The 24,224-nt window shown below is 46.4% G+C and carries 18 protein-coding genes; 7 read left to right on the forward strand and 11 right to left on the reverse strand.

The genetic code is table 11. The annotated features are described in order from the left end of the window. The 5 genes from WCK19_RS14865 to WCK19_RS14885 form a co-directional block, all read left to right on the forward strand. On the forward strand, nt 1–1,607 hold a 1,607-nt coding region (locus tag WCK19_RS14865), incomplete at its 5' end, for a peptide ABC transporter substrate-binding protein (protein ID WP_342398179.1). A 217-nt stretch (nt 1,608–1,824) separates the two neighbouring features. Next, nucleotides 1,825–2,772 carry an ABC transporter permease gene (locus WCK19_RS14870; RefSeq protein WP_342398180.1) on the forward strand — a complete coding sequence of 316 codons (948 nt, stop codon included), beginning with the start codon at nt 1,825–1,827 and terminating at the stop codon, nt 2,770–2,772. Beyond that, nucleotides 2,773–3,744, forward strand: a complete 972-nt coding sequence (locus tag WCK19_RS14875; RefSeq protein ID WP_342398181.1) for an ABC transporter permease — start codon at nt 2,773–2,775, stop codon at nt 3,742–3,744. Between the two features lie 20 nt (nt 3,745–3,764). Next, entirely contained in the window at nt 3,765–4,790 is a 1,026-nt protein-coding gene (locus tag WCK19_RS14880; RefSeq protein WP_342398182.1) for an ABC transporter ATP-binding protein, read from the forward strand. Between the two features lie 104 nt (nt 4,791–4,894). Beyond that, entirely contained in the window at nt 4,895–5,947 is a 1,053-nt protein-coding gene (locus WCK19_RS14885) for a dipeptide ABC transporter ATP-binding protein (protein WP_342398183.1), read from the forward strand. 50 nt (nt 5,948–5,997) lie between these two features. Here WCK19_RS14885 and cobT read toward each other — a convergent pair whose 3' ends face one another. Continuing rightward, nucleotides 5,998–7,164 (reverse strand): nicotinate mononucleotide-dependent phosphoribosyltransferase CobT, encoded by a 1,167-nt coding sequence (gene cobT, locus WCK19_RS14890; RefSeq protein ID WP_342398184.1) that lies wholly within the window; start codon nt 7,162–7,164, stop codon nt 5,998–6,000. 228 nt (nt 7,165–7,392) lie between these two features. On the opposite strand from cobT, the gene WCK19_RS14895 reads away from it, so the two are divergent. Next, entirely contained in the window at nt 7,393–8,748 is a 1,356-nt protein-coding gene (locus WCK19_RS14895) for a helix-turn-helix transcriptional regulator (RefSeq protein WP_342398185.1), read from the forward strand. Nucleotides 8,749–8,783: 35 nt separating this feature from the next. On the opposite strand, the gene WCK19_RS14900 is transcribed toward WCK19_RS14895, so the two are convergent. The 7 genes from WCK19_RS14900 to WCK19_RS14930 form a co-directional block, all read right to left on the reverse strand. Continuing rightward, nucleotides 8,784–8,987, reverse strand: a complete 204-nt coding sequence (locus WCK19_RS14900; RefSeq protein WP_342398186.1) for a hypothetical protein — start codon at nt 8,985–8,987, stop codon at nt 8,784–8,786. Between the two features lie 290 nt (nt 8,988–9,277). Then, a complete protein-coding gene (locus WCK19_RS14905; protein ID WP_342398187.1) occupies nt 9,278–10,357 on the reverse strand; it encodes a P-loop NTPase in 1,080 nt (359 codons plus the stop codon). Between the two features lie 40 nt (nt 10,358–10,397). Then, nucleotides 10,398–13,349, reverse strand: a complete 2,952-nt coding sequence (locus tag WCK19_RS14910) for an exonuclease domain-containing protein (protein WP_342398188.1) — start codon at nt 13,347–13,349, stop codon at nt 10,398–10,400. 4 nt (nt 13,350–13,353) lie between these two features. Then, entirely contained in the window at nt 13,354–14,205 is an 852-nt protein-coding gene (locus tag WCK19_RS14915; protein ID WP_342398189.1) for an HAD-IA family hydrolase, read from the reverse strand. Nucleotides 14,206–14,525: 320 nt separating this feature from the next. Further along, nucleotides 14,526–15,392 carry a hypothetical protein gene (locus WCK19_RS14920; RefSeq protein WP_342398190.1) on the reverse strand — a complete coding sequence of 289 codons (867 nt, stop codon included), beginning with the start codon at nt 15,390–15,392 and terminating at the stop codon, nt 14,526–14,528. Nucleotides 15,393–15,604: 212 nt separating this feature from the next. Then, complete coding sequence (locus WCK19_RS14925; protein ID WP_342398191.1) at nt 15,605–17,320, reverse strand: alpha-amylase family glycosyl hydrolase; 1,716 nt, start codon at nt 17,318–17,320, stop codon at nt 15,605–15,607. Nucleotides 17,321–17,326: 6 nt separating this feature from the next. Continuing rightward, a complete protein-coding gene (locus WCK19_RS14930; RefSeq protein ID WP_342398192.1) occupies nt 17,327–17,566 on the reverse strand; it encodes a hypothetical protein in 240 nt (79 codons plus the stop codon). Between the two features lie 114 nt (nt 17,567–17,680). On the opposite strand from WCK19_RS14930, the gene WCK19_RS14935 reads away from it, so the two are divergent. Next, the gene (locus tag WCK19_RS14935) at nt 17,681–19,534 is read left to right on the forward strand and encodes an aldehyde ferredoxin oxidoreductase family protein (RefSeq protein WP_342398193.1); all 1,854 of its coding nucleotides are present in this window, start codon (nt 17,681–17,683) and stop codon (nt 19,532–19,534) included. Nucleotides 19,535–19,554: 20 nt separating this feature from the next. Here WCK19_RS14935 and cydC read toward each other — a convergent pair whose 3' ends face one another. The 3 genes from cydC to cydB all read right to left on the reverse strand — a co-directional run bounded on the left by cydC (nt 19,555) and on the right by cydB (nt 24,217). Then, nucleotides 19,555–21,288, reverse strand: coding sequence for a thiol reductant ABC exporter subunit CydC (cydC, locus tag WCK19_RS14940; protein ID WP_342398194.1), 1,734 nt, complete (start codon nt 21,286–21,288; stop codon nt 19,555–19,557). Beyond that, entirely contained in the window at nt 21,285–23,075 is a 1,791-nt protein-coding gene (gene cydD / locus WCK19_RS14945; protein WP_342398195.1) for a thiol reductant ABC exporter subunit CydD, read from the reverse strand. The genes cydC and cydD overlap by 4 nt, the downstream gene beginning before the upstream one ends. A 128-nt stretch (nt 23,076–23,203) precedes the next feature. Then, nucleotides 23,204–24,217 carry a cytochrome d ubiquinol oxidase subunit II gene (gene cydB / locus WCK19_RS14950; RefSeq protein ID WP_342398196.1) on the reverse strand — a complete coding sequence of 338 codons (1,014 nt, stop codon included), beginning with the start codon at nt 24,215–24,217 and terminating at the stop codon, nt 23,204–23,206. Nucleotides 24,218–24,224 lie beyond the last annotated feature (7 nt).

Genomic DNA, 24,224 nt, shown 5'->3' on the forward strand with positions numbered 1-24,224 from the left:
CTGTTGCGGCTTCCGGTACTTTTCGCGACAGACAAGCTAGTGAGCCAAAGACTCTTGACCCCGGCTTGATTACTGATAACGTTAGCATTCGTATTGCTCAGAACATTTTTCAGGGTTTGATTGAACTTGACAACAACCTGAATGTTGTACCGGCTGCGGCTGAAGCCCTGCCCACCGTTTCGGCGGATGGCAAGACCTACACTTTCAAGCTGAAAAAAGGTTTGAAGTGGAGCAACGGTGACCCGTTGACCATCAAGGACTTCGTGTACGCTTGGAACCGGGTAGCTTGGTTGGGCGCAGATGCACAGTATTCTTTCATTTTCTCCCTGATTAATGGCTTTGATGCTATTAGCCAAGAGAAAGATGCAGCAAAGCGTACTGCCGCTACCGTTCCGGGTATCAAACAGGTGGATGATTACACTGTTGATGTTACCCTCACTGAAGCTGCTGCTTACTTCTTGACTGAAGCTTCTCTTTGGTCATACTGGCCCGTAAACCAAAAGGCAGTGGAAGCTGCTGGCGGTAAAGCCGACCCGAAGAATACTTGGTCAACCGATACCAAAACCCTTGTTACCAACGGACCTTTCGCGGTTACCGAGTGGAAGCACGATGTCAATATGACGCTCGCGCCAGACCCGAACTATGCCGGAGCCGACAAAGCGAAAATCAGCAAAGTAACCGTTGACTATATCAAGGAAGATGCCACTGCCAAACTGAAGTTTGATAACGGCGAACTTGATGACACAACCGTTCCGGTAGCTGATATTCCCGCGACCAAGAAGGATGCCAAGTATAAGGATTCCTACAAGGAATTCCCACAGGCTCGCATCACTTGGATTGCTTTCAATATGAGCGGAGACAACGTTTTTGCCAAGAATCTGAAACTGCGCCAAGCTTTCTCCTACGCAATTGACCGTCAGTTAATCACCGATGGCGCATTGCAGGGGTCGGCTCTGCCTTCTACTATTCTGATACCTTCCGGTATTCCGGGAGCTAAACAGCTTGATACCTATGCGCTCAGCAAGGATAAAGCACAGCAAGCTCTTAAGGATGCTGGATACGACACGCCTGCTAAGCTGAAGGACTTGGAAGATGCCATCAATGGCTACGGCAACGGCAAGAGCGGTGGCATTGCTTTCAATGCTGACAGCAGTTCCAACAAAGCCGTCTGGGAGAATGTTCAGCAGCAGCTTAAGACCACTCTGGGTCTTAATATTAACCTGAACCCAGTTGCAACTTTCAAGGAATTCTTGGAACGTCGCGACACCAATCATGAGTTCCAAGGAATTTATCGCGGCAGTTGGGGCGCTGACTACCCGGATGCTCAGAACTTCTACACCGCCTTGTTCCAGTCCAAGTCTGGTACCAACCAGAGCCAGTACAAGAGCGATGCGTACGATGCTCTAGTATCTAAGGGCGACCTTGCCAAAACTCCGGCGGAACGCGCTGCTTTCTATCAGCAAGCTGAAGCTCTGCTACAAGCTGACGCGGCTTACATACCGATTTTCACTGGTATTGAAGTGCGCTTGCTTAATCCTAAAGTTCAGGGCTACGGTTATAACGCCCAGAACCCTTATCAGTGGAAGTATATGACTATCAAGCCATAACTTTTTACTGACGAACTTTGAAGCGCCGGTCTAACTAAGGTCGGCGCTTCTTGCATTCAAGTAAGTTGCTTTTGAAGCAAAAAAACTGATAAAATCTTATATATTTACCTTAAATAGGCTTTATATTGCAATTTTAAGGGAATACTGCTAAATTTGCTCCTTACACTAATCATTGCAAATGATTGCAAAATGAGATTCCTTTGTCCGGAAGAAACCTATGATAAAATATTTCATTCGCCGCATTCTTTGGATAATCCCGGTCTTTTTGGGGGTAACGCTTATTACCTCTACCTTTATGCACTTGCTACCGGGAAGCCCTTTTACCAGCGATAAATTATCGCCGGACGCTCAGCAGAGAATCTTGGCTGCCTACGGTCTAGATAAACCCATTTGGGAGCAATACATAATTTATGTGTTTAACTTTGTTCGTGGGGACTGGGGTATAAGCCTGTCCCAACAGATGGGTCGCCCTGTTAGCACTATCATTGCAGAGCATATCGGCTATAGCCTTCAGGTAGCGGTAATTGCCATCTCTACCGTAATTATAGTTGGAGTCCCTTTTGGTATAATCGCTGCTTTGAATCATAACAAATGGCTAGATTACTTGGCTACCGGCGTATCTCTTTTTTTCTACTCCATACCTTCTTTCGTTCTTGGCATCTTAACCCTAATCCTGATTCTATGGTCTAACAATACCTTTGGCTGGACTACTAAATTAACCAACACAAACCCGACCTTTGTTGATTTGTTGATTCCGGGTATTGTGCTTGGTATTCGCCCCGCTAGTATTGTAACCCGCCTTACTCGCGCTAGTATGCTTGAAGTGTTGGGTCAGGATTATATTCGCACTGCCGGCGCAAAAGGCTTGAGCCGTCGCATGATAATTACTCGTCATGCTCTCAAAAACTCCCTTATTCCAATTGTAACGGTGCTAGGAGATGAGTTTGGCGGTTTAGCGGTGGGTAGCGTAACAATTGAAACAGTTTTTGCTATTCCGGGTATTGGCTTTTACCTAGTTTCCAGTATAGAGTCTCGCGATTACTCAATGATTTTGATTACCACTGCGCTATATGCAATGATTGTAGTTGTGGTAAATCTGGTAGTAGATTTGCTATATGGGTTTATTGACCCGCGCATTAAATATTCTACTAGGAAGGTGGGCTAGATGGCAGAAGTAAAAACAGAGGTTGAGGAACAACCCACACCCGATGCGGCTGCCATCGCCGCACAAACGCTAGGCGCCCCTAAAAGCGCGAAACCCTCCAGCCTGTGGCGTGATGCACGCCGCCGCTTTGTAAAGAACAAGTTGGCAATTGCCGGAGTGGTGATAATGCTCATTATCATTATTCCAGTGATTGGCGCAGATGTTTTCCAACGTTACGACCCCACTCTTTCGCAATATGACCGCTCGCCGGGCGCTCCCAAGTTGTATGAGCAGAATTATCAGCCCGCTTCAGAAAAATTCTGGTTTGGCACTGATGGTCAGAACCGCGACCTGTGGGCGCGTATGCTGCATGGTGGGCGCGTATCGTTGCTGGTAGGCGTAGTGGTTCAGGCGATGGTTTTAGGGTTGGGTGTACCGCTAGGACTCATCTCTGGCTTTTTCGGTGGGAAAGTTGACACATTTATAATGTTTATAGTCAACATATTTTACGCATTTCCCTCTATTCTTGCCGGGTTGCTTTTCTTGTCCGCCTTTGGCAGTAGTATCATGTGGGTATTGATAGCAGTAGGGATTGGGCTTTGGCCCCCGATGGCACGCCTTATTCGTGGACAGGTGTTGAGCTTGCGCGAAAAGGAATTTGTAGAAGCTGCTCGCGCTATTGGTGTAAAGAATTCAAAGATAATGTTCCGCCATATATTCCCCAATACTTTGGGACCCATAATTGTATCGGTGAGCTTTGGAGTACCGCAAGCAATCCAGATAGAAGCCTTTTTTGGTTTCATTGGGGTTAGCGTGCCTCCTCCGGCTACTAGTTGGGGTCAACTCGTAAATGAAGGTTTTAAGGCGTTTCAGTCCAACCCTATCACCATCTTGTTAATTCCGGCGCTGGCAATTGCCTTAACCTGTATGTCGTTGAATTTTATCGGCGATGGTTTGCGCGATGCCTTTGACCCCAAGACCAAGAACAAATAAATAAAGCAGGAGTAGTTTGGATGGCTCAACCTCTTCTCGAAGTTAAAAACCTGAAGGTTAACTTTAAAACTGATGATGGCATGGTTAAAGCCGTCAATGATGTATCCTTTTACTTAAACGAGGGTGAAACGCTTGGTATTGTGGGTGAGAGCGGTTCCGGTAAATCGGTGACTAGCCTTGCCATCATGCGCCTGTTGCCTAGCCCTCCTTCACGCATAGACCCTACCAGCCAGCTTATTTTTCGGGGGCGTGATTTGCTAAAGCTCAAAGAGGATGATATGAGGAGGGTACGCGGCAGGGAGATTGCCATGATTTTCCAAGACCCGATGACTAGCCTCAATCCGGTGCTTACAATCGGCAAGCAGATTATGGAGAGCCTGAAGCTTCATTTGAAAATGACCGATACCCAAGCAAAAAGCCGCGCCGTTGAGTTGCTTAAGCTTGTAGGTATTCCTTCCGCTGATAAACGCCTAGGCGATTATCCGCATCAGTTCTCCGGCGGTATGCGCCAACGGGTGATGATTGCGATGGCGATTAGTTGCAACCCAAAATTGTTGATTGCGGATGAGCCAACTACCGCTCTGGATGTAACCATTCAGGCGCAAATTCTTGAATTGCTGAAGAAACTTCGCAGTGAGCTTGGCACTTCGATTATGTTAATTACCCACGACCTCGGTGTAGTGGCGGGTATGTGCGACAGGATTCAGGTGATGTATGCCGGGCGTATCGTTGAAACTGCCAAAGCAAAACCGCTCTATGTGAATCCGCGCCACCCTTATACTATCGGGTTACTTAATTCTATCCCCCGACTGGATGAGCATCGTGCCGAACGTTTAGTGCCAATTATAGGATTACCGCCTGATATGATTACTATGCCACCCGGTTGTTCTTTTGAGCCGCGCTGTGCCTATAGTAATAGCGGGGTATGCCAGAGCAAAGCTCCCCAATTGCGCGAAGTGGAAGCCGAGCATAATTCCGCTTGCTTGTTTGATATAAATAAAGAATCTCCTACCACCGTTAACTTGGTTGAAAAGGTGAAAGCATAAATAATTCAGGCAATCTCAACGGCGCTATTTCCTTTATATAAATAGTACAGAACCCCTGAAAGGGGCTATAATTTTGAGATTTTGCCACTGGAGAAATAGCAGGAATGACAATAGGAACGCAACAATCCGGCGCATCTTCTGGGTCGGTAAAAGCTGAGGATAATCTGGTTGAAGTCACCAATTTGGAAATGCACTTTCCCATCTCGGAAGGTATTATTTTCCAGCGTCGCGTGGGTACGGTCAAAGCCGTAGATGGGGTTTCTTTTAACGTAAGGAAGGGCGAAACGCTGGGTTTGGTAGGAGAATCCGGTTGTGGTAAAAGCACTACCGGGCGGGCAATTCTTCAACTTTATCGCCCTACTGCCGGTTCCGTTAAGTATAAGGGACTTGAGCTAACCGAACTAAAGGGCGAGAGTTTGCGTAAGATGCGTAAACAAATGCAAATCATCTTCCAAGACCCCTATGCTTCTCTCAATCCGCGTATGACCGTTGGTAGTATTGTAGGGGAACCACTTGAAGTTCACAATCTTGCTAAAGGTAAGGAAAAGCTTGAAAGAGTGCGCGAGCTTTTGCGTATAGTAGGCTTGAACCCGAACTATGTGAATCGCTATCCGCATGAATTTAGCGGAGGGCAGCGGCAACGCATCGGAGTTGCCCGCGCTCTAGCAGTTCAGCCCGATTTTATCGTGGCGGATGAGCCTATTTCCGCGTTGGATGTGTCAATTCAAGCGCAGGTTATAAACTTGCTGGAAGACTTGCAAGCCCAATTTGGCTTAACCTATCTCTTTATCGCCCACGACCTTTCGGTGGTGCGCCATATCAGTGACCGCATTGCGGTGATGTATTTGGGTAAGGTGGTTGAATTGGCAGACCGAAACAAGCTTTACAGCGAGCCGATGCACCCCTATACGAAAGCATTGCTATCGGCAGTTCCCGTGCCTGACCCTGTGGTGGAAGAAAAGCGCAAGCGCATTATTCTTGAAGGCGATGTGCCTAGTCCCATCAACCCGCCTAGCGGTTGTCACTTCCGTACTCGTTGCCCGTTGGCACAGGAGCTTTGTAAGACAGAACCGCTCTTTGTAGAAAAACGCCCTAACCATTTAGTGGCATGTCATTTTGCAGAGAAAGCTCTGGAAACGTTGCCGCAGCCTGATTAGTAAAGAAATCTACTTTCCCCCTTCAATAGTAACCAGAAGGGGGATTTTTATTAGAGGCAAAGCTGTTCGTAGGAATGCTCAATATAGGGGAGCAATTCATCCGGCTCAAGGTTCTTTGTCAGCATTGCCGCCAACGCCGCTGCGCCTGCTCCGACTCCCTCCTTAACAAATCCAAGCTCGTATTGACGCATTCCGGGATATTTAGATTGGCTGAAATCAAGGTTTGCCGACATATAGCATACCGGGAATGTTCCTAATTTGGCTTCGATTTCTGCGCCCAATCCGGCTAAATCAGCGGTTAAATCGTTACTGACCCACCGGGTTGTAACCAGCGCGATATTTTCAGGCTTAATTCGATTTCTTTCAACCTGCCCATTTTTTACAAGAGCCGCCGCTAATGCCACTACCGCCGCCATCTGCGTACCGCCTCCTAGCATAACCGGGCAATGTATAGATGCGCCTAACGCCATTCCTGCTGTTGCCGGTTGCATTGTATCACCTAAAGCGGCAACACCTGCCAGCGGTGTATTGGCAAAAGCTCCTTTTTCTTTACCCAATGCCTGAAATCCTTTTTTTACTGCTTCAAGTTTTAAATGGTGTGCATTACCCGGCATCGAACTACTCACCCTATCTTCGGCATTAATTCCCAATGCCAATAATAAACCTAGCGCGGTAGTGGTTCCTCCGGGTACGGTTTCAGCTATAATCAGATAACGCCCCTTATTAGCACACTCGCTGCCGATTTTTGCCCCTAGCTTCCAGCCGGAATAGAATAACTTTGTAGCCTGAGCCTCACTTTCCAAAGCCCTCCCACTGGAAACTGTCTTAGCCTGTATAGAGCCTTCCAACTTAACAATAGATTTTACCGCCGGTATTATCTTTAAACCAGCATCAACTGGTAGATATGGCATTTCGGGCATTAGCTTAAAGGAGGCATGCGTAATGATAGAAGGTCCCGGCGCGCCGGATGGATTGGACGGTACTCCTTCGTGTAAACAAACTGCTTTACCTAATGCTAGAATCTCTACATCTGCGGTGGCGGTCAGTTCCCGTAATTCTGAAGTAGTACCCGCGCCGCTAACTCCCGGAATTTGCACAGTCGCAGTGTAAGCGGCTACTAATGAGAAATAGGGGGTTAAACTGTTAATGCTGATTAGGAAATCCTTAATATTTTCTAAATGATATACACCTATTAATTTTTTATTAATATTTACCATGATTTACCTAAATTTTATCCTTACTATAGTATGTTATTTTCAATGCCAATTAAATTGATATATTATAGATTTTGGTTTACTATTGTTCATATTGAAACGCAAATTAATAATAATCTTATACTCGGTTAATATTAGATATTTTGGCATAATTGTACTTAAACAATTAAAATGTCAAAACCGTTAGTACCCCTAATATAACACATCATTATAACCTATAAGAGAGTAAATATGCCCAGAAGCAATCACAAAAACAAAATCTCCAATATTAATGCCTTGCCAGTAGGGCTAAAAATTAAAGAAGCTCGTATCTCTCTCCAAATGACACAGGAAGACTTGAGTAAAGATATTCTTTCCAAAAGTTATGTGTCTGCTGTTGAATTGGGTAAAATGCAGCCTTCCATCAAAGCATTGGGTTTACTGGCAAATCGTCTTGGACTTCCGATTTCATATTTCCTTGATATAAATCATCCAGTGAATAATAAAGACACGGTTGACCTTCAATTCGCTCGCTTACGTTTTATTCTTTCTAACCCTATTACAATATGTGATGAGAGTTACGCAAATATTATAAATGATTTGAAAATGGAGGAATTAAATGATACTAAGAAAGCGGAATTGCTTTATCTTGAGGGGCGATTTTTACTTTCTCATAACCAGTTAGTAGCAGCAGGCAAAAGTTTTCAGGAATCTCTAGAACTATGGGAAAAATTAGGTGAAACTGAATGGATTGCACGTTTGTTATTTAACCAAGCGACACTTTTTATCCAACAGAATAACTGGCATTCTTCGCTGGATTGTCTCGAAAAAACTAGGAATGCAGGTAAAGTTAGTTCGCCTGAATTAAAATTGAGAATCCTGACCTTGCTTATGCGCGTTTACTATTTTCTTGCCGATAAAGAAAAAGTCCAGAAACTCCTTGAGGAATGCCTTGAACTAGCCTCTAGTATCAATGGGCTGGAAGATTTAAGACAATACTATTTGCAGGAAGCCCGAAATCTTGAGGAGTGTGGCGAAATTAATAAAGCGGTTGCCCTTCTGGAAAAAGGTCACGCTTTAATCAGCAGTTTGACTACGGGCTATGCACTTCGTAGCGCTTTCTATGAAGTAAGCAAGGCATATCTGCGCCAAGGACAAACTGAGGAAGCTTTGGCAGCTTATCAGCATGTGATAGGCTCAATTGCGAATTTCATGCCTGATCCGATGCCGGCGCTGACGCTTAACGATATGGCACGTCTGAGCTATAAGTCGGGAAATGATCAGAAAGCGTTGGAAGTAATTAGTATGGCTAACGTACTTATACCGGATGGTCGCTTTATGCATGAAGAAGGACGACTATCTATTACTGCCGGTTCGATATATGAGAAAACCGGAGACCAGAAACAGGCTGATGCTTTCTTTGAACAAGGATTGGAATTGCTCGAAAAATCTTCTAGATTTACCGAATTGGCAGAGGCTTACTATACTTATGGGAAATTGCTGGCGGAAAGAGGCGACTCAAACAATGGCATGAAATATCTGTCTCTGGCTTTTAACACCCGTAGCAAGGCAAACCGCCATCAATTTCTGGAAAAGTATGAGCTTTGAGAATTTAGCCCAAAGCCCATTCGGTTCAGTTTAATTTATACTTCAGGAACTTTCAGATCCTCGTAGGTAGCTTTGTTGATAAACTTGGTTAGTTTTACCTTGTCTCCTTTGTAAGTAACTTCGGCTACAGCCGCATAACGAATACGCCCCTCACCTTCGCCACTGTTAAACTTGCGTTTTTTTATATCATTGTCAGCCACATTAATTTTTTCGCGATGCTTAACGCTGTAGAACTCCATTGTATTCTACCTCCGATTTGTAAATGGCGAGTCGCATATAAGGTTGACTCATGCCATTAATAAAAAATCCAACTCACAAAAACTGAACCAAACAAAGTGAAATGTTCATCTCACTGTGCCTGATTTTTATGTTAGCAAACAGGTTTGAACTTGTCAAGAATTTTGAGGTCAGGAAGTGACAAAATTGCTTTATATTATTATGGAAATGTTATTGGAAGGTTTTAATACCCCTGTAAAGGGGTTTTTAGGCTATAAATTGACCATTAGGGTTGCGTGGTGTCTACTTACTCTCAATTTTTAGACGGTTCTGAAGTATCCTTAATTACCAAGGTGCGCTTCTTCATCTGCGGTTCGGAATATTTCAGAAAGTTTTGTACCAGTTCGTCTGTTTCAGTTGAGCGATAATCTTCCACGCGACCCTCGTCAATCAGCAAACGTGCCTGCGGGTCTAGCGGCAAACGACCCAAAAGCGGTGCCTTTGCCGAAGTTGCCAGTTCTGCTCCCTGAGAGGTTCCGAATAACTCCAGCTTTTTATCGCTACCCGGCATTACAAACCAACTCATATTCTCGGCTACGCCCAAAATTGGGGTGTGCATTTTATCTGCCATGCGAATGGCTTTGCGAACAATGCTGGTAGCAAGCAATTGTGGCGAACTTACCAAAATTATGCCCTTTACATCGAGCGATTGCATTACGGTCAAAGGAGCGTCGCTAGTGCCGGGGGGTAAATCCACCAACAAGTAATCGAGGTCTCCCCAGAGCGTCTTATTGTAAAAATTATCCCGAATCATGCGGGTAATCAATGCGCCACGCCAGATAACTGCCTCATCTTCATCTGCTACGAAGAAAAGGCTTGACATAACTTTGATGCCCTGAGAGCTAACTACCGGAATAATTTTGCCGTTATCCTGTAAAGCCGGTCTTGCCATAATACCAAAGGTGCGCGGAATGCTTGGTCCAGTTATATCGGCATCGAGAATGCCCACTTTTTTGCCCATTCGGTTTAGCCCAACCGCCAGCATACTGGTGACATAGGACTTACCCACGCCACCTTTACCGCTCACAATTGCTACCACATTTTTTATCAGCCCGGTAGTTTCAAATTCGCTGCCCGGTATGCTCGGCAGCAATCCGCCTACTTCGATTTTGGGAAAAGCTGCTGGGTTCTCCAGCGCCAGATTTAAATCCGCCAACAATGGTTCGAGCATTATTTTGTGAGCGTGTGCGCCCTTTTCAACCGTATCCAGCCCTGCAATGTGGCAAGTAGCGCAGCCCAACCCGTGTTTGGCAAAAACCCTGATTGTGTCTGGGTACTCCGTTACCACTGTTTTAATGGTCATGTCAGCTTGGATTTTTTGAAATTCTGTCATCTAGCTTTAATACCTCGAAGAACATGTAATAGGTTTCTTATTATAATCCTAGCCAATTTCTCAATTCTGGCGTTAGATGCGTCAGCGTATCATGTTTAGTACGTAAAGCCGGAAGTGAGTTCAGGAAGGTTGGTCCATATGCGCGACGAGTTAAGCGACTATCCAAAACCACTACCACGCCACGTTCCGGCATTGCCTCCAATAACCGTTCGTAAGCCTGTTTGAACCTCAGAATTGTACGCGGCAAACTGTATTGCAGGAAAGGGTCATTATATTGCCTACTTTCGATACGAGCAGCAAATACAGGGTCACTGGGCGGGTCGAAGGGCAACTTTGTAATGGCAAGTAATGCGAAAGATAACGGGCTGTTTTCTTCATCTTTAAAAAGTTCTGGGTTATCCCAATGTCCCAATGTACTGAGCAGAAGGGCATGTGGCGTGTTTTTGAAACGATTAAGCACGCTACGGCGTGTGCCGTCCAGACCCATGCCCAATACCAAAATATTTTGTTGTTCCAACGGGCGTTGCACCGCTTTATAGGTCATTCGCAACGAACTATTGGAGGTGAACAATGCCAGCATGCGCCCCTCACACCCTTTTACCATATCAATAATATGCTGGTCTATTGCTTTTTGGTAGCCCGGTTGTGAAGGCTCAGGCATATCGTTGGGCAGATAAAGCAAGGTGGTAGCCGCATAGTCGCGCTCAGGATATAGCTTCAGTTCTTTTGCTTCATGCAAGCCTAACCTATTTCGTAAGAACTTGAAATCTCCATCGGTGGTCATAGTTGGGGAAGCCAGCACTACACTTTTTTTATGGTTGAAAAGCATATGCTGCAAGCCCGAATCAACCTGTAACGGTGCGCTAAAAATCCCCACCAATTGGGTACGGGGGTGCAAAGACAACCAATGCACCTGCGCGTTATCAGAGCCTTCAAAAGCGGGAGAAAGGCGGTTGAGAAAATAGTCTGCCTGATTGATATAATAATTCAAATTCAGCATCATATCTTCGGTATTGTGCAGCGCCCCTTTGAAATTATGAGCTTCGTCTCGCAAATCTCGCAAATCATAATATAACTCTTCCCAATCTTGTTTGAACACTTCCCACGTTCCGGCAATACCGCCCCATTCAGGGCTGCTATAGAATTTGCCATCTAAGCGGATACGTCCATCTCCTTGTCCCGAATCCTGATTGATTTGGTTAACCAAGTCGGTTAGGTCACGAAGCAAATTGTCGGTAGAGCTACGGCAAATCCCGACATGGGAAATTGCGGCGGAAAGTTTGCTATTTATAGGCTCTTTGATTTCTGCGCCGGTATCATCACCAAAGTAGCGGGAGAAAGTGGATAAGAAACCGCTACTGCCTCCTTCGGCTTTCCAAGTAACAGGGCGATATATCCAATCTAGAAAATCGAATAGCGTATTGGGGGTGATGGCTGAACCGAATTGACGACCAGCTTCATCTTCAAGGTGATGGGCATCGTCAATAAGGGTGTAATCAAAATGAGGCAACGTCCCCGCCTGCCCTGCTGCATCGGCAAGTACCAACGCTTGATCGGTTACGATGATGTGCGAGGCTTCCGCCCTATCGCGTGCCTTGAAATAAAAGCACTGGTGGCGTTGGTTATACTGACAGTGCGAGGCAAGACAAAGCCCTTTCTGGGTATTTATGCGCGACCATAACCTTTCCTGCTGCATTATGCGTAATTCCGCGCTATCACCGTTTATAGTATTTGGCAACCACAAAAGAGCTTTAATCAACAACTTTAACTCGTCTGCGGTTAGTCCTTCCATATTGCGGAAATTTTCCCAGCGGCGCAAACATAGATATGAATTTTGATGTTTGACGGTGTTGGCGATAAAAAGCGGTTTTTCTTCGCTCCGCTTTCGCCGCTTTTCTTTAGATGCGTTGGAGTTGTCACCTGTTGTTTCCTGCGTTGCAAGAAGTTTTTGCATTTCGGGAATCGCTTTGTTGAGAATACGATCTCGTTGGGTTTCGCTATTGGCGGCGATAACCACACTTTGTCCGCTTTGAACGGCTATCTCTATCGCCGGGGCTAACAAACCCATTGCACGTGTATGGTCATTTCCGGGCATCTCAAGTAGCATGTGCTGATTTGAATCGAGTATAGCGCGTATCGGCAAACTGGCGCTGGCGATTCGTTCGTTTAATGCTGAGTAAGGAAATTTAAAATCCGGGTTAGGTTGCAGCGATTGTGGCTTATCCTGTGAAGCCAGAAAGATAAAATCATGGTCGCTACCCTGCTTTTCCGAAAGTTGTTGTTTGAGCAAAGCTCCCAGACTGCCTAAACCGCCACTATTGCGTTCCTGTCGCGCCAAAATTTCTGAAGCTTCCTCAAAAAGACGGCGTAGGTGCCACTCTTGTAAATTTGAGGCAATCCGATTCACTTCATTTATTACTTTACGGGGGAGTTCTTCTAACTTACCTAGCAAAGCCGCAAAAACATTCATTGCCATGTAAGTATCAGCAAGGGCGCGATGCGCTTCACCGTTAGCCTGAATTTCCAGCGCAGTGGCAACCGCTACCAAGCTGTAATTGCCCATTTGCGGTAGAATCAGAGTAGCCAATTCGTAGGTATCCAAGGGAATATTTGTAACTCGAAATTCTTGGCGTGATAGAAAAGCGAAATCACTCTCGATGGAATGCCCTACTAACGGGAAATTGCCCAGAAATTGTTGTAACTTTTCTCGAATTTCATTAAAGGTAGGGGCGTGTTCTACATCCGTTTGGCGTATGCCTGTCAAGTGGGTTATTTTGTACGGGATGGGGTTGCGAGGACGCACCAGCGTTTGCCAGCGTTCCAAAATTCGCGCCACGCCGCCTTCCTCCAAACGAAAGCGTATAGCTGCAACCTCGATTATTTCGCCCTGATCGGTTTCGCCACCCCCCGTACTTTCGATGTCTAGCGCCACATACACACGCGCCGAGGGATTATCGCGATTGCCCTGTCTTTTATTTCTGTCCACACTCATTCTTTTACTCCGCGCCCGATTGCTTATTTTTAATACCGGGGGCTACCACTGAAACTCCGTGTTCCAGATACTTCCAGATACTTTCCAAATTTTCAATTTTGATTTTGTTCGCCTGATTATCCGGGTCATTGGGAGGGGCAAAGCGAAGCGCATTTCCGTGCCGTTCCAACCAGAGCGCTGCCATACCTACCGACCACGCGCCCAGAACATCCGCTGTATAGCTGTCTCCAATATGTATTGCTTTGTCAGGCGTTACATCCAAATTACGCAACGCTACTTCAAAGATTTCCCGTCGGGGCTTGGCATAACCCACTCGCGCAGATGCGCCTATATACTTGAAGTATCGAGTAATACCCAAGTGTTCCAACAATTCCGGCAAGCGCCAACTCCAATTGCTGATAACCCCCATCCGATAACCTGCCTCTTCCAGACGTTGTAATGTTTCTATTACGTCCGGGTAGAGCATGTATGTTTCGGGATTCTCGAAAGCTTCGATAATTTGCCAGAATACCTCTTCGTGAATATCCGGGTGTATATTGAGTTTATCCATTACCCGCTGCTCTACTGCCCGTTGCCATAGCCTATTACCTTCAAGGCTGCGTTCAAACTCAGCATGCGGGTCTTGTTTGAAGACAATATCCCAGCTATAAGAAACCGCTTCTTCCACTTCGCCGATAGGTAAATCATAGCCGGCTCGTTGAAAAACCTGATGGTAAATTTTCGTGAATGAAGGATTTACGCATACTAATGTAGAGCCTATATCAAAAAAAACCACATCGTAGCGTTGAGAAACGTTTTTAAGTTCAGGAGTTAAAGTCAATGAGGAAGAAATCCAATCTAGGTCGCGCGACATCATCGCCCAACAGATTCATCCAAAATAGCATTTGTACAATCTTAGTACCTTTCTAATGTTCAATATATCCCAAAGCATCCTCTTAGTCAATTGATTTTTAGAAAACATTATTTCGGGTGTGCCACAGATTTTTGTAGACGGTATGGACAGATTGACAAGAGGCAGAAAAACCAAGCTATTAGGGATGCTACCGTTGGCAAACTAAAAAGGGCATTCTTTACTAAAATAGCTGGAGTGAAAAAAAATCGGAGAGATACCGCTCTAAAGACCGGTATCTCTGGAAAATATCTAGGGCGACCAGTCTTTCTCGATGGGCAGTAAAGCTACTTTCTAAAAGGCACAAGCAATTCGTCATAATCTTGCAAAACCGCCTCGCATAATTTATAGAGATGCGCAGGGTCGGTATGAGAAACTAGATTCCGCACTTGAATTTGCTTTAGCATCCTGCCTAGCAAGGCATACTCTAGTTCTTTCATACGGCTATCCAACATATAATTCTTATAAGTGTTTACTTCTAGGCATATTTTTTGTTGTGCCGATGGCAATTCTTCTATATAGGGGGCGCGATTATTCTCGCTTCTGTTATCAAGCTGATAAATTACTGCGATAGGCAAAGGGTTGCGCTGAAACTTATAGGAGACATCGTTAAGGTCAAGAAAGCGTTTATCCCAATCCGGTTGCGCCGATTCAATCAGCGGCAAAGCATCGCTGCTGCCAAAAAGCGCGTGTACCGCCCCTCCACGAAGCCTGAGATGTGGGTAAGCGGGCTGTGCTAGAAAGTTAAAGCCGCGTTCTACTATCGGTATCATATTATCCGAAAGAACTTTATAGCCCAAACGGGCGAACGCCGCCGCCGTAGTTGATTTACCCGTTCCAGAATCTCCAGTAAAAGCAATTACCTTATTATTTATGACGATTGCACTGGCATGTAAGCAAGTTACAGTCCGCAACCTCAGCACAAATCCCAATAATGGACCCACTAGATAAGTAACCACATCTTCAAGTGATTGGTTTTTACGCGAAGTCACATAAATATTCGCGCCGGAATGTTCTATCAAAAACTCTGCGCCATCGTTATAGGTCAGCAAAAAATACATGCCGAAATCCAATAAACTGATTTTCAGATACGGAATGCCCGCTTCATTATATATTTCACTGGTAAACCAATTTTGCTCCTGTCGGCGTTCCACAACCAAAGTCTTGATGAAAGAAGGTAACTGTTTTTGCCACAGGTTAATAATAGAATGACCGGAGATAATCTCGTTGGTTGGGTATAAACCGGGAAGAAATTCATCCGAAAACAGGTTTATACCATATATAAAATAGTGTGGAATGGCATTTTATCCTTTACTAATTAGTACGCATAATCAGTATTGTGAATAATAACACAAAATCTTGCTCGTTAATTTATTTTTAGCTTGATGATATAACCGCTGGTTGGGGGAATATTTATCAAGGGTGCATACCCGCTAACTGCACCGTCCGCTTGAACGGTGAGCGGCGCAAGGGCAGGGCTAGTACCATCCAGACTCATTAGCAGGGTGGGGCTGTACTGACCGAATGCAAGGCTAGATTTATCAATGTTCAGTGTCAGGTCGGTAATAGCCTCATTGCTCATGTTCAGCACTACCAGTACATCGCTACTTTCGCTGTGGCGTAAGTAGGTAGCTACTTTGTAATGATTAGAATTGAGCGGGGTATAATCCCCATGCGATACTGCCGGAGTAGCCCGCCGGATTTGAATCAACTTGCGGTAGAGGTTAAGTAAGGAAGCGGAATCGCTATCCTGCGCCTGTACATTAACCTTCGCGACATCCGGGTTAAGCGGTTCCCAAGGTGTGGCGGCACTAAACCCGCCTTTTGAATCGCCACTCCATTGCATGGGGGTGCGGATTTGCTCATCCGGCTTTACCCCAAGCATCCCGATTTCCTCGCCATAGTAGATAAAGGGCAAGCCTGTGGAAGTCAGGTACGCGGTAGCTGCCAATTTCATCATCGCCATATCATTTCCCAACGCATCCATAATACGGGGTTGGTCGTGATTGGTAAGAAAAGTACCGTAGCGTTGGTTAAGCCAATTCTTATTGGCATCTTGAATCAGGTTTACAAAAGAGGCTTGCCCACGCTTGGTGCTATTTACAAAGCTTAACGCCAGCGAAAACTCGAAATAGTTTTCAAGCTGGTCGGGATAGTAACCAAGCAGGGATGAACCTGTGGAAACCTCACCGATGGTATAAAAATCGGGCTTGAGCGAGAGATAGTATTTGCGATAATCGCGTAACCATTGGTGAGTTTGCGGGGTATCTACTTGCTTCTGCCCATCCTCAATAAAATGCTTGACCGCATCCATGCGGAAGCCATCCACGCCCATCTCTTTAATCCAAAATTCCGTAACTTTGTAAAGCTCTTTAGTAACATCTGGATTGGTTAGGTTCAAATCGGGCAAAGTTGAATCAAATACGCCGTAATAATAGCCTTCGCCTAGTGGGTTTTTATGCCATGCTTTGCCCATCGGACCCGGATAACCCGGATCGGTATCGCTAAATATATACCAGTTACGGTATGGAGATTTGGGGTCGGCGGCAGCTTGCTGAAACCATGGATGCTTAATAGAGGTGTGATTGAAAACCATATCTACTAGAACATTGATGCCGCGCTTATGCGCTTCCTGCACCAATTTCTTAAAATCTTCGTTTGTGCCATAGTCCGGGTTGATTTTGTAATAATCGGTGGTATCGTAGCCATGATAAGTAGGAGATTCTGTCACAGGCAATAGCCAGATGCAATTGACTGACAGACTTTTGGTAGAATCGGGCTTGCCATCGTTCAGATAGTCCAGCTTTGCGATAACACCATGCAAATCTCCTTTGCCATCCCCATTACTATCAAAAAAGCTACGAACAAATAGCGAATAACAAACCCCATCCTGAGTCCATGCCACCGCAGACTTGGTGTTAGTAGTGACGGGCTTGGTTGTGATACTCGTAGCAGCAGTGGTTAGGGCTATAGGCGAGGTTGCGACCGGAGATACAGTATTGCTATCGCCACATGCTCCAAGAAACAACATGACTAATAACAAACTTGCTACCAGCGCACCAATTCTCTTTATCTTTGGCATCGTATTTCATTCCTCTTGTTTTTTAGCATTATAGCGCAGAATCGGCGCAATTGCCCCTATCAACGAACGCTCGAACGCTCCGAACCCGTTCCCGTAGGGGCGGTTCGTCTGTGGGAGCGACCTCAGTATCGCGATGTTGCCACCCCCGAAAACCGCCACCCAACGGGAGTGCATCCCGATGCGCCCCTTTAAGAAACGTTTTATAGGGCAATTCCTTTCTTGCAACAGCCCTGAACAACTTGACATATCTATTGCCTTTTAGTTCAGGCTAGTGTAAAATTGGCTTTGTACTTCTAATCATTGCAAAGCCAAAAGCGGGGCATTTGGGGCTTAAATAGTATATTATTCTAAGGCATACTGATGTCATACGCCAACAAGGTTCTTCGAATAAACCTTACAACACGCAAGGCAATTTCTCTCCCCTTACCAGAACAGTTAAAGCGAGAATATTTGGGTGGGCGCGGCTTTGCCGTGAAATTGCTTTACGAGCTTTTGCCAAGAAATACCGAACCGCTTTCCCCTGAGAATATTCTAATTTTCGCAACGGGTCCTCTAAACGGCTCAATGGCGCCTGCTGCCTCCAGTCTAACCGCTTGCGCCCGTTCCCCCCTGACTGGATTATTGGGTATTGATACCGTTTCAGGCTTTTGGGCAAGTGAGCTAAAATTCGCTGGCTACGATATGGTTATTGTCGAGGGCGCGGCTGATGAACCTGTTTATATCGAAATTGACGATGACCGCTGCGATATAAAACCGGCAGATTGGCTTAAAGGGCGTGGCACTTATGATACGCTCGATTTATTGCACCAGCGTTTGGGGGATGATTACAAAATTGCAGTTATAGGACCGGCGGGTGAGAACAAAGTTCCTTACGCCAGTATTCTTTGCGACTATATAGACCCGCTCGCGCGTACCGGGCTTGGCGCGGTGATGGGTTCTAAGAACCTGAAGGCTATTGCTGTACACGGCACAAAGGATATTACGCTTTATAATACTGACCGTTTTCTGCAAAAGATGCGGGACATCCATAATAAAGTGAAGAATGATCGCTTGTTTGGGGCAATGAGCCGCTATGGTACGACTGAATTGTTGAACGTAGCGCACAGTAACAGCGCGTTGCTGATACGAAACGGGCAGGATGGCGTATTCAATCGGATTATCGGGGTTAGTCGCAATACAATGGATAACCTATCCCGTAGTCAAGACCGCCGCCTCGCCGAAAGACCTTGCAGCGCCTGTATTATGCCTTGCAAAGCAATTATAGAATCACCTAGCGGCAAACGCTCCCGCCCCGATTATGTAACTATCTCCAATCTTGGACCTCGTCTTGGCATCAGCAATGGCAATACTATTATCGAAGCGGGTTTCCTGTGCGATAATTTGGGGCTTGACCCCATCTCTATGGCGGGTTCAATTGCCTTTTTGATGGAATGCTATCAACGCCACTTATATGATGAAGATGTGGTGGATTGGGGCAATGATGAAACGGTTCTTGAGCTAATCAGGCTCACCGCGTTGCGGCAAGGTACGGGCGAGTTACTGTCTAAAGGCGTGCGCCAGATGTCCCGCATTATTGAAGGTAGCCGCGATTTTGCGCTGGAAGTTAAGGGGCTTGAGATTAATGCGCTGGATGGTCGCGCCGCGAAGGGGCATGCGCTGGCAATGGCTATTTCAAATCGTGGGGGTGACACGTCATACCACATGCCACAATTTGAACTGCTAGATAAAACAGAAGCCGAAGCCGAAAACGAATTTATTTTTTCTTCCGCCGCTATTCCTTTGGCATGGCAAGGCAAAGCCAATATGGTAATCTGGCACGAATATTTCGGCGCGGCGCTGGATTCTTCGGCGATTTGCAAGCATTATGCCTTCACAACCTACGCGCTTAAACCTGCCGATGTCGCCGATTTATTGACCTTTGCCATCGGTTCGCGCTTTACCGAAATGGATATTATGCTAATTGGTGAACGCATCAGTACGGTGGAACGCCTGTTTAACCTTCGCAACGGCATGAACCCGCGTATGGATGACATTCTCCCAAGCCGTTTTCTCAGGGAACGTTTGAATGAAGGCAAAGCCAGCGGTCAATATATAGAGCTTAACAAAATGCTGGAAGAGTATTATATGCTTCGCGGTTTTACTGCCGATGGTATGCCTCGTATGGAGAATTTACAGACGCTCGGCATTGTCAGCGAGAAAATCCGCTCTAGGTAATATTCTAGCCTCCGGCGGGTTTACGCTGAGTATAACGCTTGATTCTGCGATTCCCACATGCGCCAGTACAGACCCTCCAATTGTAGCAATTGGGGGTGTGTGCCGTATTCCTCCAAATTCCCCTCGCGCAAAACCGCTATTTCATCGGCTGTTTCCAAACCCTTAAGACGGTGCGTAATCATAATAGTAGTACGACCTTGTTGTAAAAGTTGCAACGCTTTTAATACTTCTCGTTCGGTCAGCGCATCGAGATTCGCGGTAGCTTCATCGAGAATGAGCAGCGGGGCATCTTTCAGGAAGGCGCGAGCAATTGCCAATCTTTGCCTTTCGCCTCCGCTCAGGTTCAAGCCTTGTTCGCCTACAAGAGTATTATAGCCCTGTGGTAGCGACAAAATAAACTCATGAATCTGCGCCGCCCGTGTCGCTTGCTCTAATTCTTCAGCGGAAGCATCAGAACGCGCCATCTGCAAATTTTCACGAATAGTAGTATTAAAAAAATGGGTTTGTTGGCTGACAACCGCGATATGCTTCAAAAGTTCCTCTTGTGAAAACTGCTTGATTTCCTGCCCACCCACTCGAATACTACCCGATTCATAATCCCAAAAGCGTAACAACAAATTGGCAATAGTAGATTTACCTGAGCCGCTCGGTCCGACTATTGCCAAACATTGCCCTTGCTTTAGCTCAAAACTAACCCCCGCCAAAGCCGCCGATATTCCCGCTTCATATCGAAAGCGTACCTGCTTAAACGAAATATCAAAGCCTGTAAGACTTGCAGATGTTTCAGGCTGTGAAATCGGCAAAGGCATATCGGCGATTTCATGCAACCTTCGCCCTGCTTCAAGGCTTGTGCCGAGAAATTGGGCAGCAGCAGGTAAAGGCATAATGGCTTCAAAACTAGCGATAGCCGCCAACGCCAGCAATGCCAGATAAACCCCATCCAATTTACCTTCTCGCACTTGCGGTATTGCCACTATTAGCATCGTCCAAGCGGCAAGGTTTATGAGTAGGTTTGCAAGGCTGTTCTGCAAAGCGTTCACCATAGACCAGCGACTCTGTAGCTTTACCAGCTTGCGATTACTTTCTTGTAGTTTGCCGGAAAATTCAGCTTCACAGCCGAAAGCCACGATTTCCGCCATCCCCTGCAAACTATCCACCATCTGAGCGTTGAGTTCGGCGCGAGTTTGCGCCATCTCTTGCCCGATTGAACGACTGAGCAAATAGGTAAGACAAGGTATGCCAACACCCGCCAGCAAAAAGAAAAACAGCAAGGTCAGCGCGAAAAGCGGGTCGAATGCGCCAAGCAAAAGCCACATTCCGGCGGCGGTTACGGCTGCTACCAACGGTGGGGCAAGCACCCGCCCGTAGAAATTTTGCAAAGTTTCGATGTCTGAAATCACTCGCGAAAGTAAATCCCCGCTCCGTTCACGGGTAAGGCTTGCGGGGGCAAGCGGCTCGATTGAGCGATAAAACCATGTTCGGAAACCTGACAATAGCCTGAAAGTTACTTCATGGCTGACGTAGCGTTCCAGATAACGGAAAACGCCCCTTGCAATACCAAAGAAGCGAACCCCCACTATAGCCACGTTCAAAGCGGCGATTGAGGGATGCAGCGCGGCAGCAGAAATCAGGTAGGCAGAAGTGGACATCAAGCCAACTCCGGCAGCAATGGTACAAACGCCCAATAAAGCCGCCAGTAAGACCCACCACTTTAGCGGGAAAGTCATTTTTAGCAAACGGGCAAAAGTTCTCATGCCGCATCACCTAGCTCACGGTACGCCCCCACCAGTTCGCGATATAGCCCGTTTTTCGCCAGTAGCTCATGATGTGAACCGCTCTCAGCCACGCGCCCCTCTTTTAGAACCAAAATATTATCGGCGCGATACACCGTAGATAGCCTATGCGCGATAATCAACGCGCTTCGCCCTTCCAACAAACGGTTGGTAGCCTCCACTATTCGGGCTTCTTGCAGCGGGTCGAGGTTTGCGGTAGCCTCATCCATAATAAGCAAGGGGGCGTTGCGTAAAAAAGCGCGGGCTAGGCTGATACGCTGTGCCTGACCCCCGCTCAATCTCGAACCGCGCTCACCTATAACAGTAGCGTAACCTTGGGGCAGGGCGGCAATAAAATCATGCGCGTTTGCCAGTTTTGCCGCTTCAATTATTTCCTCAAGGCTTGCGCCCTGTTTTCCAAGCCTGATATTTTCCAATACACTGGTATTAAACAGGTAAGGGTTTTGCGGTATCCACGCCACTTGCTTGCGCCATGCCTCCGCTTTAATTTCTCCCAACGCCAACCCGTTTACACTGATGAAACCCGAATCCGGCTCGAAAAAGCGCAATAGCAATTGTGCCGCCGTACTTTTCCCGCATCCGCTTGTTCCAACCAGCGCAATTTTCTGACCCGCTTCAATCGTAAAGCTCAACCCTTGCAAGGCAGGACGCTCCCCGCCATTGTAAGCATAATACACTTGCTCAAATTCCAGCCTTAAAGGTTCGTTCGGCGCAAAGGCTTTAAGCGGAATATTCGAGTCATTTGGGTTGTGGTAGGCTTCAGGCAAGGGGCTTAAGCCCCTTGTTACATTTGCGCTCGCTTTATCAAGGATTTCAAAAATGCGTTGTGCCGCCGCAAAGCCAGACATCCCGGCATGAAAACGCGCCCCTAATGCTCGAAAGGGCATATAAAACTCTGGCGCAAGTAATAATACAAACAGCGCAGATTGAAAACCAATCTGAGCATAAACCAACCGCAAGCCGATTTCCACCGCGACTATCGCTGTGCTAATGGTTGCGCCGATTTCCAATACTAACGCGGAGAGAAACGCCACTTTAAGTACGCGCATGGTCAGACGGCGGAAGCTCTCGCTGATATTGGCAATATTCTTTTCCTGCAATTTGCTGCGCCCGAATAGCTTTAAGGTAGTTAGCCCCTGCAACACGTCCAGAAAATGTGCGCTGAGCAAACTCATTGATTTATATTGTTTTCTGGTAAGCGCACTCGCCATCCTACCGATTAACTCCATAAAAAACGGCAACACGGGCGCAGTTACCAGCAAGACGATGCCGGATAAAGTATCCGCGCTGAAAACTGCTATAAGTATAGTGAGTGGAACTAGTACAGTTATAAAAATTTGGGGCAAATACTGGCTGAACAAAGCATCAAGCGATTCAACCCCTTCCCCGACAGTATGGGTAAGCTCGCCTGTTCGTTCGCCTTTACTATAGGCAGGTCCTAATTTGAAAAGATGGGAGAAAAGCTTTTCGCGAAGGTTGGTTTTAACATTTCGGGCTGCGCGGTCTGCCGCTAAATCACTGCCCCAAACTAGAATGGTTCTTAGTAGGATTGCCAGCAACAGAAACAACAGCCAACCGCTAACCTGCTCAAGATTCAGGCTGGAGAGGAACACGCCTTCAATAATCTGGCTCATAAAATGCGCCTGAGTAACGGTCAAAATGCCGATTACCAAGCTCAAACTGATGGTAATTACAAGATAACGCCGGGCATTTCCGGTTTGTTGCAACAACCGTTTATCCAGCTTCATGTATGAACAACTCCGGGTATGTACCGCCAATCTCGCTAGAAAAAAGAGATAAGGCACACCCAGAAAGGCGTACCTTATTGTTATGCTATGATTTTAGCATACTACTTTCTTCAAAATAGCCGCCTGATTTATAAGTGACCGTGACTTTGTATGCTAACTCGTTTGCGGAATACCCAGTAATTCCACGCCTGATATAGCAGCATTATCGGCACAAAGCTGATAGCTACCCAACTCATTACGCCCAAAGTGTAATCAGATGAAGAAGCGTTATACACCGTCAGGCTGTTCTTGGGGTCAAGGCTTGAAATCAGCACTCGCGGGTACAAGCCTTGAAACATCGCCAGTGTAGCCAGCACAATCGTCAATCCGGTTAATATGAAGCCCCAACCGCTCCGGCGGATTTTCACAAAATAGCCGCTGGCGAGTAATGCCGCCCCTGCTCCTATCGCTGGAATACCGGGGTTAATGCCCAAGCCCTTGAAAATGTCGGTGGCGAAATAACCGGCTATTACAAAACCTGCTACCAGAACCACTGCCGGAACATAGGCATACCATGTAAATTTATAGGCGCGTTCCAAAATTTCGCCTTCGGTCTTTAGCGTCAAGAAAATGCCGCCGTGTAAGGCGAACAACGCTACAAAAGCCAAACCACCCAGCAAGGTATAAGGCGTTAACAAATCAAAGAAAGTGCCAATATATTGTTTTTTCGCATCAATTTTGATACCTGCCAACACATTGGCAATTGCCACGCCCCACAGCAACGCCGGAACAAGGCTACCGCCAAAGATTGCCCAATCCCAGAACTTGCGCCAAGTTTCGTTTTCTTCACGGTTGCGAAACTCGAAAGCCACCCCCCGAAGTATCAACGCGACCAGCATCGCTACCAGCGCAAGATAAAACGCGCTGAACATGGTAGCGTACCAGTTCGGGAAAGCGGCGAAAATTGCGCCACCGGCAGTCAGCAGCCAAACTTCATTGGCATCCCAGAAAGGACCAATCGAGCTAATGACTACGCTTCTTTCTTTCTCATTCCTGCCTACAAAAGGAAGCAGGATACCCACCCCGTAATCGAAACCTTCTAGGAAGAAGAAACCGATAAACAGGATGACAATCAGGATAAACCAGAAAGTATTCAGATCCATAGCATCC

Source organism: Candidatus Chlorohelix sp., assembly GCF_037138995.1.
Lineage (GTDB): Bacteria > Chloroflexota > Chloroflexia > Chloroheliales > Chloroheliaceae > Chlorohelix.

Excerpts from the sequence above, each read along its gene's own strand:
- WCK19_RS14870 (WP_342398180.1), top strand. The coding sequence starts at position 1,825 with ATGATAAAATATTTCATTCGCCGCATTCTTTGGATAATCCCGGTCTTT.
- WCK19_RS14875 (WP_342398181.1), top strand. The coding sequence starts at position 2,773 with ATGGCAGAAGTAAAAACAGAGGTTGAGGAACAACCCACACCCGATGCG.
- WCK19_RS14880 (WP_342398182.1), top strand. The coding sequence starts at position 3,765 with ATGGCTCAACCTCTTCTCGAAGTTAAAAACCTGAAGGTTAACTTTAAA.
- WCK19_RS14885 (WP_342398183.1), top strand. The coding sequence starts at position 4,895 with ATGACAATAGGAACGCAACAATCCGGCGCATCTTCTGGGTCGGTAAAA.
- cobT (WP_342398184.1), bottom strand. The coding sequence starts at position 7,164 with ATGGTAAATATTAATAAAAAATTAATAGGTGTATATCATTTAGAAAAT.
- WCK19_RS14895 (WP_342398185.1), top strand. The coding sequence starts at position 7,393 with ATGCCCAGAAGCAATCACAAAAACAAAATCTCCAATATTAATGCCTTG.
- WCK19_RS14900 (WP_342398186.1), bottom strand. The coding sequence starts at position 8,987 with ATGGAGTTCTACAGCGTTAAGCATCGCGAAAAAATTAATGTGGCTGAC.
- WCK19_RS14905 (WP_342398187.1), bottom strand. The coding sequence starts at position 10,357 with ATGACAGAATTTCAAAAAATCCAAGCTGACATGACCATTAAAACAGTG.
- WCK19_RS14910 (WP_342398188.1), bottom strand. The coding sequence starts at position 13,349 with ATGAGTGTGGACAGAAATAAAAGACAGGGCAATCGCGATAATCCCTCG.
- WCK19_RS14915 (WP_342398189.1), bottom strand. The coding sequence starts at position 14,205 with ATGATGTCGCGCGACCTAGATTGGATTTCTTCCTCATTGACTTTAACT.
- WCK19_RS14925 (WP_342398191.1), bottom strand. The coding sequence starts at position 17,320 with ATGCCAAAGATAAAGAGAATTGGTGCGCTGGTAGCAAGTTTGTTATTA.
- WCK19_RS14930 (WP_342398192.1), bottom strand. The coding sequence starts at position 17,566 with ATGTCAAGTTGTTCAGGGCTGTTGCAAGAAAGGAATTGCCCTATAAAA.
- WCK19_RS14935 (WP_342398193.1), top strand. The coding sequence starts at position 17,681 with ATGTCATACGCCAACAAGGTTCTTCGAATAAACCTTACAACACGCAAG.
- cydC (WP_342398194.1), bottom strand. The coding sequence starts at position 21,288 with ATGAGAACTTTTGCCCGTTTGCTAAAAATGACTTTCCCGCTAAAGTGG.
- cydD (WP_342398195.1), bottom strand. The coding sequence starts at position 23,075 with ATGAAGCTGGATAAACGGTTGTTGCAACAAACCGGAAATGCCCGGCGT.
- cydB (WP_342398196.1), bottom strand. The coding sequence starts at position 24,217 with ATGGATCTGAATACTTTCTGGTTTATCCTGATTGTCATCCTGTTTATC.